The 13,168-nt window shown below is 73.7% G+C and carries 11 protein-coding genes; 7 read left to right on the plus strand and 4 right to left on the minus strand.

The window, feature by feature from the left end; all coding sequences use genetic code 11:
• The first annotated feature begins 353 nt into the window (after nucleotides 1-353).
• Together WMF26_RS19455 and WMF26_RS19460 are read left to right on the plus strand one after the other, a co-directional pair.
• Nucleotides 354-1,322, plus strand: a complete 969-nt coding sequence (locus WMF26_RS19455; RefSeq protein ID WP_438001539.1) for a hypothetical protein — start codon at nucleotides 354-356, stop codon at nucleotides 1,320-1,322.
• Between the two features lie 219 nt (nucleotides 1,323-1,541).
• Nucleotides 1,542-5,942 (plus strand): serine/threonine-protein kinase, encoded by a 4,401-nt coding sequence (locus WMF26_RS19460; RefSeq protein ID WP_438001540.1) that lies wholly within the window; start codon nucleotides 1,542-1,544, stop codon nucleotides 5,940-5,942.
• A gap of 81 nt (nucleotides 5,943-6,023) precedes the next feature.
• Here the strand turns inward: WMF26_RS19460 and WMF26_RS19465 are convergent, their stop codons facing one another.
• Complete coding sequence (locus WMF26_RS19465) at nucleotides 6,024-6,269, minus strand: hypothetical protein (RefSeq protein ID WP_438001541.1); 246 nt, start codon at nucleotides 6,267-6,269, stop codon at nucleotides 6,024-6,026.
• A 265-nt stretch (nucleotides 6,270-6,534) separates the two neighbouring features.
• Nucleotides 6,535-7,800, minus strand: coding sequence for a PAS domain S-box protein (locus WMF26_RS19470; RefSeq protein WP_438001542.1), 1,266 nt, complete (start codon nucleotides 7,798-7,800; stop codon nucleotides 6,535-6,537).
• Between the two features lie 492 nt (nucleotides 7,801-8,292).
• Between WMF26_RS19470 and WMF26_RS19475 the strand changes: the two genes are divergently transcribed.
• Both WMF26_RS19475 and WMF26_RS19480 read left to right on the plus strand, forming a co-directional pair.
• The gene (locus tag WMF26_RS19475; protein WP_438001543.1) at nucleotides 8,293-8,514 is read left to right on the plus strand and encodes an MbtH family protein; all 222 of its coding nucleotides are present in this window, start codon (nucleotides 8,293-8,295) and stop codon (nucleotides 8,512-8,514) included.
• Nucleotides 8,515-8,538: 24 nt separating this feature from the next.
• Nucleotides 8,539-8,814, plus strand: coding sequence for an aldo/keto reductase (locus tag WMF26_RS19480; protein WP_438001544.1), 276 nt, complete (start codon nucleotides 8,539-8,541; stop codon nucleotides 8,812-8,814).
• Nucleotides 8,815-8,881: 67 nt separating this feature from the next.
• Here the strand turns inward: WMF26_RS19480 and WMF26_RS19485 are convergent, their stop codons facing one another.
• Nucleotides 8,882-9,505, minus strand: a complete 624-nt coding sequence (locus WMF26_RS19485) for a class I SAM-dependent methyltransferase (protein ID WP_438001545.1) — start codon at nucleotides 9,503-9,505, stop codon at nucleotides 8,882-8,884.
• A 54-nt stretch (nucleotides 9,506-9,559) separates the two neighbouring features.
• Here WMF26_RS19485 and WMF26_RS19490 point away from each other — a divergent pair, with 54 nt between their 5' ends.
• The gene (locus WMF26_RS19490; RefSeq protein WP_438001546.1) at nucleotides 9,560-10,363 is read left to right on the plus strand and encodes an AraC family transcriptional regulator; all 804 of its coding nucleotides are present in this window, start codon (nucleotides 9,560-9,562) and stop codon (nucleotides 10,361-10,363) included.
• A gap of 257 nt (nucleotides 10,364-10,620) precedes the next feature.
• Nucleotides 10,621-11,904, plus strand: a complete 1,284-nt coding sequence (locus WMF26_RS19495) for a hypothetical protein (RefSeq protein ID WP_438001547.1) — start codon at nucleotides 10,621-10,623, stop codon at nucleotides 11,902-11,904.
• A gap of 13 nt (nucleotides 11,905-11,917) precedes the next feature.
• Here WMF26_RS19495 and WMF26_RS19500 read toward each other — a convergent pair whose 3' ends face one another.
• Nucleotides 11,918-12,442, minus strand: a complete 525-nt coding sequence (locus tag WMF26_RS19500) for a GNAT family N-acetyltransferase (protein ID WP_438001548.1) — start codon at nucleotides 12,440-12,442, stop codon at nucleotides 11,918-11,920.
• Between the two features lie 348 nt (nucleotides 12,443-12,790).
• Here WMF26_RS19500 and WMF26_RS19505 point away from each other — a divergent pair, with 348 nt between their 5' ends.
• Complete coding sequence (locus WMF26_RS19505; RefSeq protein WP_438001549.1) at nucleotides 12,791-13,117, plus strand: DUF6968 family protein; 327 nt, start codon at nucleotides 12,791-12,793, stop codon at nucleotides 13,115-13,117.
• Nucleotides 13,118-13,168 lie beyond the last annotated feature (51 nt).

A 13,168-nucleotide genomic window follows, 5' to 3' on the forward strand; every position in this document is an offset into this window, starting at 1 on the left:
TCCGCAGTTCTCCACGTCGCGCCTTGGAGATCCGATGTTACAGTCGTCATGTAAAATTCTGAGGTGGACGCGCAGGCTGGGCCCGCCCCGATCGCGCCCATCACCATCGCCCACGTCCACCACCGCCGTCTGGGCATCGCCCCATCCTCGCTGCGGCCCGTACCCATCGCAAGTCCCGCTTGGCACAGCCCGTGCCAGAGGTGTTCCTCGCGACCCCGCGACCCCTTGCCGGGCGCCGCAAAGACACGGCGTCAGAGCGCGCCCTCGGCGCTTTCGACCCGCCGGGCGGGCGACCCTAAAGCCCTGTGAGCGGCGAGGCGAGGCAGCGTGGGCTCGAGAAGAGAGGCAACGGCATGAAAGCGATGACGTGGATGACGGTGGCGCTGGCGCTCCATGGGCTGGGGTGCGTCGCGCCTCAGCGGAAGATGGACCCGAGCCGACCGATCGAGCTCCACACAGGGTTCTTCGACGTGCGGTACACGCAAGATGGAGAGGCCATCAGCGGCGTCCAGGAATGGCTCGCGAAGGAGCCCGAGGCGGCGCCCCACGTGAGCCGCGCGCACGCGCTGTTGCTCCTCGGGTCGCTCGTTTCCGCGGCCGGAGGCCTCCTGATCGGCGTGCCCCTCTCGCAGGAGATGACGGGCGAGCGCGACCCGCTGTGGCCGCTCGCGGGCGTGGGCGCCGCGGCGATCGCCGTCAACATCCCGCTCACGATCTGGTCCTTCAGCAGCATGGACAGCGCCGTCGAAGCGCACAATCGCCTCATCGCCGTAGGCGGCGAGGAGGGCGCAACGCCGAAGCGCGCGGCCGCGCGAGCCGAGCGCGCCCGGCCGGCCGCGCCGCCCGCGCCGCTGGAGGCGTTCGGGTTCGTCTTCGGCGCCGCGAGGGCGACCGCCCTCGCGGCCTGCGAGGCGGCAGGGCACACGTGGAGCGAGGAGGAAGACGGCGTCGCCCGCTGCAGCGGCACCCCGACCGAGAGCATCGCCGGCGCGTCGGCGGAGCTCGCGTTCGAGGACGATCGCCTCTCGGCGGTCGAGCTCGTCGTCCGCCCGCCGGAGGACGCGCAGGGCTGGGTCACGTCGTTCCGCGCCACCGAGGCCGCGCTGATCCGCATGTTCGGCAAGTCGGCTCAGCGCAGCTTCGTGATCCCGGACGAGTGCAAGGCCGCGGAGCAGTTCCTCGGCTGCGTGGCCGACGGGAGGGTGACCGGCAGCGCGTCCTGGTCGCCCGACGACGGGCCGTCGGTGGTGCTGTCGATCATCGGCTCGCCCCCTCCGTCGACCCTCCGCGTGCGCCTCACCCCGCGGCTTCCGAAGATGTGAGCGCCGGCACCGGGGTGAGCCTCGCGCGGGTCGCGCGATGTGATCCTTCGATCGAGCGGATCGATCCGTTTGATCAAACGACCTCGCGTGGAGGTCGGTCACGGTGGTCGCGATAGCTACATGGAGCGCCCGCCGGGCTCCGCCCGCGTCCGGCGCGCTGCCGGAGACGGGCGTTCCGCCGCGCCGGCCCGGTGCGTTATCCTGCGCGCTCGTCGCCGTATGCCCGCCGAGCCGCTCAGCCCCCCGGTCATCAGTCACCTCGGCCCGTTCCGGCTGCTCCGCCGCCTCGGGGAGGGCGGCTTCGCGCCGGTCTGGCTCGCGGAGGAGACCTACAACGGGAGGACGTTTCGCGAGGTCGCGATCAAGCTGTTCGTCCTCCCCGCGACGCTGGCGGGCTCTCCCGCCGAGGCGAGCCGGTGGCGCGAGGGCATCCTCGACGAGGCGCGCGCCCTCTGTCGCGTCGAGCACCCCAACATCGTCCGTTTCTACTCGCTCCAGCGGGACGACGCCCACGGCGTCATCGGCCTGGTGATGGAGCGCGTCCCCGGCCAGAGCCTCGATGTCGTCCTGCGCGCGCAGGGCCCGTTCGAGGAGCGCCGCGTCCTCGACGTCGGGATCAGCATGGCCTGGGCGCTCGCCGCGGTCCACGCCGCGGGGCTCGTGCACCGGGACGTCAAGCCGGAGAACATCGTCCAGGGGGCGTCCGGCTACAAGCTCATCGACTTCGGCATCGTGGTCGGCGCGCCCTCGGTCGTCCTCGGCCCCGCCGGCGACGGCGCCGGGAGCTCTCCGCTCGCCGCGGCTCGGGCCGTGGATCCGGACGCGCGGACCGCCGGCGCCTCGGGCGGCGAGGACCGGCCCACGGCGGAGCGCGGCGCCGACTCGACGATCCGCGTCCCGGCGCTCGTCGGCACCCCGGGCTACATCGCCCCCGAGTGCCTCGCGCTCGCCGCGCCCCCGACGCCGAGGAGCGACCTCTACGCGCTCGGCGTGACCCTGTTCAAGCTGGGGAACGGACGCATGCCCGACGCGGCGGCGCGGACCCGGGAGCACCTCGGCCCCTCCGCCCCGCGCCCCGAGGCGCTCACGCGCGCAGACGCCGCGGAGGCCACGTCGCTCCCGGCGCTGATCGCGCTGCTCTGCGATCCCGATCCCCGCGCGCGCCCCGGCCACGCCGACGGGGTCGCGCGCGCGCTCGAGCGCCTTCGCGACCGGCTCACGCCGCCCCGCGCGACGCTCGCGGGGGGCCCGCCGCCGCCGCCTCTCGGCCGGGCCCAGGGGCCGCTCCCCGGCGCCGAGCCCGCGACACCGCCCCCGCTCGCGCCCCTCCTCGACCGGGTCCGGCGCGCGGATCGGCCCGCGTCCACGGCCGACGCGGCCGAGGTGGGGAGAGCGCTGGGGGAGCTCGGCCTCGGCGTCCTGCGGTATGCCTTTGCCCTGGGCATGGCGGTGCTCGCCGCGGCCCCGGACGCGCCGCGCCCGAGCGCGCTGCTCGAGCAGCTCCGGAGCGCGGCCCGGCCCACCCCCTCTTCCTGGTGTTACCTCGTGCGCGCCCTCCACGAGGAGCTCTCCTCGATCGACCCGGCGCTCGCGCGCTGCCTCGCGTTCGCCGCGGACCCGCGGCTCCCCGAGCAGCTCGGCGGTCTCCTGCGCGGCCCCGCCCTGCCGGGGGCGACGCCCAGCCTGCTGGAGGCGGCGCCTTCTCAGCCGGACGCGACGCTCACCCTGCCGGAGGTGGTCATCGACGAGCGCGCGCGGTGGATCGCGTCTTTCCTCGAGCGCGCGGCGGAGCTCCTCGCCATCCCGATCCACGTCCCCGCCGCGGGCGCGGCGGGCGTCGAGGGCCGGCCCGACGGCGGCGCGCCCGGCCCTGCCGGCGAGCCCTGCGCGGTCCTCGGCGATCGCCGGGTGCCGCTGCTGCCGTGGCTCCCGTACCACGGCGGCCGGCTGCTGCTCCCCGAGGCGCCCGCGGCGCCGGGCAGGCCGTGGCGCGCCACGGATCCTGCGTCGGGGGAGCGCCAGCAGGACCCGCGGCTCGACCGGGCCGTCCGCCGCCTGCTCGGCGGGGACGTGGAGGCGCCCCGCGAGCTCCGCGCGGCGCCGCCGCTCGTCGGGCGGGCCGACGTCTGCGCCGCGCTCGAGCGCGCGGCGCGCGAGGCGAAGCAGGGCCGCCCGCGGGTCGCGCTGCTCACCGGGCCGCTCGGCATCGGCCGCACGCGCCTGCTCGACGCGGCCGTCGAGCAGGCCGGCTTCACGGCGCAGCGCACGCTCCGGATCCGCTGCTCCCCCGAGCGCCAGAGCGCGCTCAGGCCCTTGCTCCGCGGCCTCGACGCCTTGCCTGGCGGCGGCCGCGAGGCGTTCGGCCCGCTGCGGGACGCGATCGACCAGGCCCTCCGGCCGGCCGCGCTCCCCGGCCCCCAGGGCGGAAACGACGCCCTCGAGGGGGTCGAGGACGCGCTGCTCCGGACGGCGGCCAGGGCGTCCGTCGCGCTGATCATCGACGACCTTCAGTGGGCCGACGCGCAGACGCTGGGGCTCCTGCGGCTGCTCGTCGAGCGGGCCGAGCTCGGGGCCAAGGCGCGCCTGCTCGTCGTCGCGGCCGCGCGCGACGAGCCGAGCCCCTCGCCGCCGCTCCGAGCGCTGCTCGGCAAGACCCGCGGCAAGATCGGCCCGGCCGTGAGGCACCTCCCGCTCGGCCCGCTCGCGGCGGAGCAGACCGCGGCGCTGGCGCGGGCGGTGTGCCCCGTCGACGTCGCGCTCGAGCAGGCCGTCGTGCGGGGCTCGGGCGGCGTCCCCTTCTTCGTGCTGCACGCGCTCTCGGTATGGCGCGAGCGGGGCGCGATCGCGTGGCAGGAGGGCTCCTTTCGCGCGGCGGACGAGCGCGTGCTGCGCGAGGGCGTGCCCGGCGTGGCCGAGCTCCTCGAGGACCGCCTCGCGTCGTTCTTCGATCCGGCGAGCGCGCCCGCCCGCGCGGCGCTCTCGGCCCTCGCCGCGGTCGCCCTCCACGGCGGCGGCCTCGCGCTCGCGACCCTCCGCCGCGCCCTCGGCGAGGCCGAGGGCGTGGATCAGGCGCTCGAGGCGCTCGTGGACACGGGGATCCTCGCGGTCTCGGGCGATCGGCACGAGTACGGCTTCGCGCAGGAGATGGTCCGCCAGGCGGCGCTCAACCTGGTCCGGCATCGCCCCTGGTTCCACCGGCTGCACCGGGCGCTGCTCGACGCGATCGCCGGGGGGCCGAGCGCGGAGGCGGACGCGGCCTTCCTCGCCGCGGGGTACGAGAAGCTCGGCGCCCGCGACGAGGCGCGCGCGTGGCTCGGGCGCGCGATGGAGGGGGCGGTCGCCGCCGGGCTCTTCACCGAGGCCGCGGCGCTCGGCGAGGAGCTCGCGGCGCTCACCGCCGATCCCGAGGCGCGCCTCGACGTGGAGCTCGAGGTGGTGCGCGTGCTCGTCCGGGCGCGGCGGTTCGAGGAGGCGAAGGCCCGCCTCGCGCGGCTCGATGGGCCCGGGGGCGCGCTCGCGCTCGCCCCTCCGGCGGGGGCGTCGCGCGCCGCGCCGGGCCCGGGCGCTGCGGCGCGCGGTCTGGCGCAGGACGTGCGGCGGCGGATCCGGCGGCTCGAGGTGGCCCGGGGGCTGTCCGAGGCCGCCGAGGATCCCGCGCTGCTCGGCGACGCGGATCGCCTCGGCGATCCAGCGCTGCGCTGCGAGGCCCGGATGGCGCTCGCCGGGGTCTTGCCGCCCGCGCGCGCGATGGCGCTCGCCGGGGAGGCGGTGGCGCTCGCCGAGCCGTGCGGCCCGGCCCTGGAGTTCGCGGCGCGGGTGCTTCGGGTCGAGCTCTGCCACGCCGCGGGCCGCGACGCGCTTCCTCAGGCGGAGCACGACCTGACGAGGGCGCTCGCGCTCGCGGTCTCGACGGGCTCCACCTGGCAGCAGATCCACACCGAGGGGGATCTCGCGGTGCTCGAGGCGGAGCTCGGCCGCGTGGAGGACGCGATCGCGCGGCTGCTCCGCCTGGTAGAGCTGGCCGACGCCAAGGGGATGGGGGGGCAGAGCCGGCTGCTCCGGCACAACCTCTCCACCTGTCTCATGCGCGCGCGGCGCCCCGGGGAGGCGGCGGAGACCGCGGGGCGGACGGCGGAGCTGGCGGCCGAGGCCGGCGATCCCGCGCTCCGCGCGGCGGCGCTGTCGCTCCGGGCCTACGCGCTCCGGCACACCGGCGAGCTCGACGAGGCGCTCGGGAACGCGAGCGCGGCGGAGCAGATCCAGCGCGCGCTCGGCGACCGGCCGATGAGGACCCACACGCTGCTGCGCCGCGCCGAGATCCTCGCCGCCCTGGGGCGGGAGGAGGAGGCGCTCTCGGACGCGCGGGAGGCGAGGCTCGCCGCGGAGCAGGGCGGGGACATGGGGGTCGCGGCCACCGCGGCGCTGTGGGAGAAGCTGCACCTCGCCCGGCGGGGCGAGGCGGCCCCGGAGGAGCTGGCGAGGGCGGTGGCTGACGCCGAGGTGGCCGGGGTGGGTCGGCGGGCGCTGGCGCAGCGCCTGATGGACGAGGCCGCGGCGTGGCTCGCCCGCTGCGAGGCCACGGTCGGCCCGCGCCGGCAAGGCGGGGCCGGCGGGCGCTGAGCGAAGGCGCCGCGACGCGCGCGCGTCGGAGACCCCGCCGGGGGATACGGCGCGCGAGGCGAGGGTGAGCCGCCGGCGATGTCAGGGCGAGCCGTCGGGGTCGCGCCGGTCGGGCATGACGATGCCCTGATGTTGCCTGCACTCCGTGCCGTTCCACACGCAGCCCTCCGGGCAGACCGGCGGCGGACCTTCGTCGACCACCGGGCACACATCGGCGGGCGCGTCGGCGGGCGCGTCGGCGGGCACCGCGGTCCCTCCACAGGCGCAGAGCGCGGCGGTCATCGCGATGAAGAGGGAGCTCGGCGAGAGGATCGACGGGAGACGCATGTTCCTCCAAGAGGACCTGTCGTTGCGCGAGCGGCGCAGGACGGCGCCCGCTGATGCCCCGGCCGGTAGGACGCGTCAACTCATCCATGCATCGACGATGAGGCGGCCTTCACCCCACAGCCTGCGGGCTGTGGGTAGTGCTCAGTTTGCCCGGAGAGAGTTCACATGAAGGCGGGAAGGCGGGAAGATCATTGGTATTTTCTTCCCGCCTTCCCGCCTTCCCGCCTTCATGTTCAATTTTCAGCACTGCCGGCCTGCGCGCGGCCTAGGCGCTGCAGCGGGAGAGCGCGTAACGGAGAGCGCTCTGGAGCAGCCCGAACGTCAGAAACGCCCCCTCCGCGCTGCCGATCTCGGTCATGGTCCGCGCGATCGCCGGCGAGATCCCGGAGACGAGGCACTGGCTGCCGAGGAGGCTTGCCGCGCGCACCACGGCGAGCAGGTGCGACACGGTCGCGGCGTCCACCGCGCTGACACCGGTCAGGTCGAGGATCGCGAAGCGCGCCTGTGTCCGGACGATCTCGGGGAGCAGCCGCTCCATGATCTGCGCCGCCCTCGCGGTCTCCACGGCGCCGATGACCGGCAGCACGAGCACGCCCTCCCACGCCTGGATGATCGGCGTCGACATCGCGAGCATCGTCTCCTGCTGCTGCCGCAGCAGCGCCTCGGCGCGCTCGCGCTCCGCGTTCTCCTCGGCGAGCTGGCGGTTCTTCCGCTGGAGCGCCTCGGCGTCGCTCTCCCGGCGCTGGAGAGCCTCCCGGAGCTCCGCTTCCAGCTGCTTGGACGCCGTGATGTCCTTGACCGTCACCGCGACTCCGTCGTCGAGCGGGACGATCTGGTACTGGAGCCACAGGCGCTTGCCCCCGGGCAGCGGGCTCTCCGTCTCCACGAGCAGCCGCTCGCGCGTCCGAAAGACGTGCTCGTATTTCTCGAGGAGCCCGAAATCGCGAACCGCGGGAAAGACATCGGCGACCCGCCGGCCGAGGATCTCCTCGCGCGGCTTCGACGTCACCTGGCTCACCAGCAGGTTGGCGTCGGTGAACACGAAATCAACGGTCTCCCCCGGCTCGCCGACCGTGCGACGCAGCAGGCAGAACCCGTCGAGGCTCCCGTCGATCGCCGCCCGGTACCGCGACTCGGCCGCGAGCAGCGCCTCCTCGGCGCGCCGGCGCTCGGTGATGTCGCGCGCCACGAAATAGACGAGCTCAGCGTCCGGGTAGATTGCCGAGTTCCACTCGATCCACAGATACGAGCCGTCACGGCGTCGATATCGGTTCACGAACGTCGCGGTGGCCTCGCCGGACAACAGCTTCGCCGACTCGGTCACGGTGCGCTCGCGATCTTCGGGATGAACGAAGTCGAGGAAGGGCCTGGCCAGGAGCTCTTCGCGCGAGAAGCCGAGCGTCTGCTCCCACGCCCCGCCGATGCGCTTGAAGTATCCGTCGAATCCGGCGATCCCCACCAGGTCGACAGACAGCTCGAAGAAGCGGTCGAGGTCGTCGCTTCGAGAGGCTTCAGGCATGATGAAGAGCATGGCTATCACCTCCGCCGCGGGCCGTCGACCCCCTCGGCCAGGCGCCCCGCAGCGAGCCGCGCGATGGCCGCAAAGCACACCACATCAGACCACGAGGTCATGGCAAGTGCGCGGCCGCCTCGCGTCCGCGGCTGTCGCGCCCGTCGGATCGCGTCGTGCGCGCGACGCCAGCCCACCCCATGGCCACCACCCGCTTCTATCGGGCCGGCGATCCCTACGGGCTCTTCTCCAGCGTCTCGCGCCGTCCCCCGCTCGCTCACGTGTCACGCGCCCGAGTCATGAATGCGCCGCGGGGGCCCGATGCCCCGGCGCTGCGCGCTCGTGACGCATGCCATGACATGGGCGTCGATCCCGGCATGACGCCGTCTCGGGCGAAGACGGCCTGATCCTGCGATCCGAGCTCGGAGATTCCGGCTCGACGGCGCGAGCGCCGAGGTTATCGTGCGACCCCGCAGCGCAATCGGGCCGACCCGCGGAGGTAGAGAGGTAGAGATGAGCCAGGGAGAGGGACAGGACGCAGCGACCTATCGCGTCGTCGTCGATCACGAGAAGCAGTACACCGTCTGCCCCGTCGAGCGCCCGATCCCGCGCGGGTGGCGGGAGGCCGGCAAGCAGGGATCCGTCATGGAGTGCCTCGCTTATATCGATCAGGCATGGGAGCGCCTGCGCGCCCCGGCGGAGGTCGCCCGAGCGCGGGCGGAGCAGCTGTCCTGACGCCGCCGTGGCGCCGCAGACAACGTGTGGTCGCCGCTCTCGCAGGGCGTGCTCACGGGGAAGTACCTGCCGGGCAGGCCGCTGCCGCCCGAGTCGCGGGGCGCGACGAGCGTCGGCGGCGCGTCTCCGGCGGGCTCGTTCCTGTACCGCCGTTTCCTGGAGCCGCGGGTCCTCGAGATCGTGCAGCGTCTCCGGCCGCTGGCCGCGGAGGCCGGCCTGACGCTCGCGCAGCTCGCGATCGCGTGGATCCTCCGCCAGCCGGGCGTCGCCTCGGCGATCATCGGCGCGCCGCGGGCGTGACGCTCGACCCGTCGCTCGTGCGCGCCGTCGAAGACGTGCTGTCGTCGCTGCACGCGCTCGTGCCTGCTTAGCCGGCCTCGCCACGAGCGACGTTGTCGCCGTGCGCTGCCGCGGCCGGGCGCGTCGGCTTGCGCGCCCGGAACTTGAACGCGCGGCGCGGCGCCGCCTCGACCGCGATGTCGACGAACCCCGCGGTCGAGAGGCGCTGCGGGAGCGTGGCCGGGTCGACGAGCACCATCGTGTCGAACATGTGCACGAGGCGGAAGCCGAGGCTCGGCATGCTGTCGGCGCCGGCGAAGATCCCGCCCGGCTTGAGCACCCGCAGCGCCTCGGCGAACAGCCGTTCCTGCAGCGCCGGCGACGGCACGTGGTGGAGCATCGTGAAGCAGCTGACGCCCGTGAAGCTCCCGTCGGCGAACGGCATGGCGGTGCCGTCCCCGTGGACCACGCGGGCTCGCCGATCGAGCTGCCGCGCCAGGCGGTCCGCCAGCGCCGCGTCGGTCTCGAGAGCGGTCAGCGCCGCCGTCCGCTTCAGGAGCACCCGGGTCGTCGCGCCGTAGCCGGGCCCGATCTCGAGCACCTCGCCCCCGAGCTCGACCCCGGCCAGGGCCCAGGGGAGGAATTGGCGCTCGACGGCGTCGGCCCAGCGCTCCGAGGCGCAGAGCCATTGATGGATTCGGTTCATCGACATGCGCAAACGGTAGTCGGCTCGATGGGTGTCCGCCATGCGCTACTCTGCCAATCGATGTCGACAAAGAGACAACCGTCCTTCGGCCTGCCCGCGGACGCCGGCGCCATCGTCGTGGGCAGCTTCGAGATGTCCAGCGGCCGGCGCTTCGACTGGCACGAGCACCCCGTGCACCAGCTCGTGTGGTGCGCCCGCGGCGTGCTCGCGGTCAGCGTCGGCGCCGCGGTTTGGGTGCTGCCGCCGCCGCGCGCGCTGTGGATCCCGGCAGGGGTGGTGCACGCCGTCGAGGCGTCGCGGCCGGCGACGATGCGGAGCGTGTACGTCCGTCGCCGGGGCTGCCGGATCCGCTGGACGGCCCCCACGGTGGTCGCCGCGTCGCCGCTCGTCTGCGAGCTGATCGGCTTCCTCGCCGACCCGAGCGCGGCCGCGCGGTCGCGCGGCCACGCCGAACGCCTGCTGCTCGACCTGTTGCGGCCCCTGGAGGCCAACCCCATCGAGCTGACCCTGCCGCGCGATCCGCGGTCCCGCCGCGTCGCCGACGTCTTGCTGTCCGACCCGGCGGATCCGCGGACGCTCGCGGCCTTCGCTCGAACCGCGGGCGCCTGCGCGCGCACGCTCGCCCGGCTCTTCCTGGCCGAGACCGGGTCCACGTTCGGGCAGTGGCGGACCCATCTCCGTCTGCGCGCCGCGCTCACGCACATGGCCGCGGGGGTGCCGGTGGCGGTGGTGGCCGAGCGTGTGGGCTACCGCAGCGCGAGCGCCTTCATCGCGTCGTTCCGGCGCCTCCTCGGCGTGGCGCCGGGCGCGTACTTCGCCACGGCAGCTCACGGTGGGCACGTTGCTGGCGACAGCGCTGGCTAACCTCTTCCATTTCAGGGGGATTTTCTCGCGACGTCCGGCCGGGCGCTGAGGCAGCGCCGCACCCGGCGGGCTGCCGGCAGGTCCATCCCCCTGCAACTCTCCGCTCCGTCGGAAAGCTGCGCGCTCCGCGCGGTCGTCTGCCCTGTCCTTGACACGTCATCGCGCGCAGTTTAAACGTTTGTTTGAAACGACCGATTGAGAGGAGCTGGCCTGAGGGCCGCGGCTCCTGGTTCGGCCGTGCAGAGCGGAGGTGTGCGATGACGTGGTGCAGGTCCGTGCGCGGGGCGCGGAGCGCGGCGGTGCTCGCGCTCGGGGCGGTGGGGGTGATGGGGTGTGGGGATGGTGAGGAAGCGCCCTCGCCGTCGGGGTCGAAGGTGACGTGGTATCGGGACATCCAGCCGCTCGTGGAGCGCTCGTGCGCCTCCTGCCACGACGGCGCGGGCGTCGGCCGGGTGGCGCTGACGGACGCCCCGACGGCGCAGCGGCTTGCGGAGCTCATGGCCCTCCGGGTGAGCGCTGGGGACATGCCGCCGCCGGTGCTCGACCCGAGCTGCCGCAGCTACGCGGGCGCGGAGCGGATGAGCCTCACCGTCGAGGAGCGCTCTCGCTTCGAGGCCTGGGCCAGCGAGGGCGCGCCGCTCGGCGATCCGGCCGACGCGCCCCCGCCGCAGCGCGCGAAGGACACCATCGAGGCGCCCGACGCCACGCTCGAGATGCCCGAGGCGCACGACGTGACGCTCGACGACGACGGCAACGAGTACTTCTGCGCGATCATCGACAACCCCTTCACGGAGCCCGCCTGGATCACGGCGTTCGAGGCGATGGTCGGCGATCCCGCGGTGGTGCACCACATGGCCGTGTATCGGGATCTCGCCGGCGACGCCGGTATCGGATACGGCGTTCCGCCGGGGACGCGCGCTTTCCCGTGCCGCGATCCGGTCATCGAGCTCGACTGGCAGCTCCTCCACAGCTGGGCGCCGGGCGTCGGGGTGACGCGGCTGCCGGAGGGCGCCGGGGTGCGCGTCGAGCCAGGCGAGCAGCTCGTCCTGCAGATGCATTATTTCGGGCGCCGGGGCACGAGCAGCCGCGATCGGTCGGGGTATCGACTGCAGCTCTCGCGCGAGCAGCCCCGCGCCGAGGTTTACATGGATGTCTTCGGCCCGGTGCCCTTCACGATCCCCGCCGGCGTCGAGGGGCACACCGAGCGGAGCAGCACGCAGAACGAGGGCCCGCCGCGGCTCGTCTACGGCCTGTTGCCGCACATGCACCTGCTCGGCCGCTCGTACCGGGCCTGGGTCGAGCGCGACGGCGGCGAGGAGGAGTGCGCGGCGCGCGGCGAGTTCGAGTTCCACCACCAAGCGCTCTATATGTTCGACGAGCCGCTGCGCTGGGGGACGGGAGATCGATTCGTGGCCGAGTGCACCTGGGACAACGCGGCCGAGAGCGAGGGGCAGTTCCAGCTCCCGCCGCAGGACGTGCCCTGGGGGGAAGGGACGAATCAGGAGATGTGCTTCATGGTCGCGTATCTGTCGGACGAGTGATCTCCTGGCGCCGTCACGTCGCGCCGAGGTCGAGCCGCATGGCGCAGCGCCGCGCCGGGTCGAGGCCTTGACGCGCCTCGTTCTTCAGGATCGCCGCGAGCCGCGGCGGCGTCTCGGCCGGCGGCAGCTCGCGAAAGCCCATGGCGGCGTAGAACGGCCCATTCCAGGGGACGGTCCGGAACGTGGTCAAGGTGATCGCCTGGAGCTTCGCGCTCCGCGCCCACGCGATGACATGGCCGAGCAGGCGCCGACCGAGCCCCTGGCCCTGGCGTTCGAGCGCGACGTCGAGCTCGCGGATATGAAGCTCGTCGCCGATCGCTTCGGCGCCCAGGAACGCGATGGGCGCGCCGGCGCCGTCGTCGACGACCCAGAGCGTCCCTGCCCGGAGCGCATCCCGCCAGCCGTCGGCCGGCGTCACGCTCGCGAGGGCATCGAGGTTGAGGTCCGTCCCCCGGAACGCCTCGCTGGCCGAGCGTTCGATCTCGGGGAGGCGAGGGAGATCGGACTCGATGGCGGGTCGCACGAACGCTGATGTCATGGGGCGTCGGTGGCTGAACCGTAGCCTGATCGGCCTGCCTTAGATACCCCGATCGGCGCGGCCTGGCCGGCATCGCTTGCGATCAGCGGCGCCCGCTCCGCCTGACGTCGCGCGCGGGGGTTCCACGGAGCCGAACGAGCCCGGGCCGATTCCCGTGAGCGCGGTGTAGGAATTCTCGTCACGGGTTCCGCTGCCCTCGCGCTGCAGGCGTGAAGATGTCGAGGACATAATTGCGACCTGGATCACCGTTGACGCCGCCTTCGGAGTGGGAGAACCATCCGGAGGCGGGGGGGGAGGCATGGGGCACGGACGGAAGGTGAATGCGTCAGGAAGTGCAAGGGCTAACCCATGAGCACGCATACGCCTCCCAGATCGCTGGTGCGCACGCTTCAAATGACCCTGGCCGGTTCGAGCGACGTTCGCGACATCATCGTTCGTATCGGGTTGCCAGAGCGCGATCCCGTTTCAGGCGGAGACTTCCGGGTGCTGGTTGAAATCGAGGGGTTCGATGAGCCGTACTCGCGCCACTTCCATGGCGTCGACGAGCTCCAGGCATTCCTCGCGGGTTGCTGGATTGTGCCGCAAATTCTACCTGCTCTGGCCCCACCTGGCGCCAGGTTGACGTGGCTCGGGGAGGACGACCTCGGGTTCGGGACTCCTTCTGCGACCCCGTGAAGCCCACTTGCTGCGCGGCGCCGGCTCCCGCCGTGTGATCTGTGATAGGCA

The sequence above is a fragment of the Sorangium sp. So ce185 genome, assembly GCF_051526825.1.
Lineage (GTDB): Bacteria > Myxococcota_A > Polyangia > Polyangiales > Polyangiaceae > Sorangium > Sorangium cellulosum_D.

What these genes read in the sequence shown, in the direction of transcription:
- WMF26_RS19460 (WP_438001540.1), top strand. Translation starts at nt 1,542, where the DNA reads ATGCCCGCCGAGCCGCTCAGCCCCCCGGTCATCAGTCACCTCGGCCCG.
- WMF26_RS19495 (WP_438001547.1), top strand. Translation starts at nt 10,621, where the DNA reads ATGACGTGGTGCAGGTCCGTGCGCGGGGCGCGGAGCGCGGCGGTGCTC.
- WMF26_RS19490 (WP_438001546.1), top strand. Translation starts at nt 9,560, where the DNA reads ATGTCGACAAAGAGACAACCGTCCTTCGGCCTGCCCGCGGACGCCGGC.
- WMF26_RS19470 (WP_438001542.1), bottom strand. Translation starts at nt 7,800, where the DNA reads ATGCTCTTCATCATGCCTGAAGCCTCTCGAAGCGACGACCTCGACCGC.
- WMF26_RS19455 (WP_438001539.1), top strand. Translation starts at nt 354, where the DNA reads ATGAAAGCGATGACGTGGATGACGGTGGCGCTGGCGCTCCATGGGCTG.
- WMF26_RS19485 (WP_438001545.1), bottom strand. Translation starts at nt 9,505, where the DNA reads ATGTCGATGAACCGAATCCATCAATGGCTCTGCGCCTCGGAGCGCTGG.
- WMF26_RS19500 (WP_438001548.1), bottom strand. Translation starts at nt 12,442, where the DNA reads ATGACATCAGCGTTCGTGCGACCCGCCATCGAGTCCGATCTCCCTCGC.
- WMF26_RS19505 (WP_438001549.1), top strand. Translation starts at nt 12,791, where the DNA reads ATGAGCACGCATACGCCTCCCAGATCGCTGGTGCGCACGCTTCAAATG.
- WMF26_RS19475 (WP_438001543.1), top strand. Translation starts at nt 8,293, where the DNA reads ATGAGCCAGGGAGAGGGACAGGACGCAGCGACCTATCGCGTCGTCGTC.
- WMF26_RS19465 (WP_438001541.1), bottom strand. Translation starts at nt 6,269, where the DNA reads ATGCGTCTCCCGTCGATCCTCTCGCCGAGCTCCCTCTTCATCGCGATG.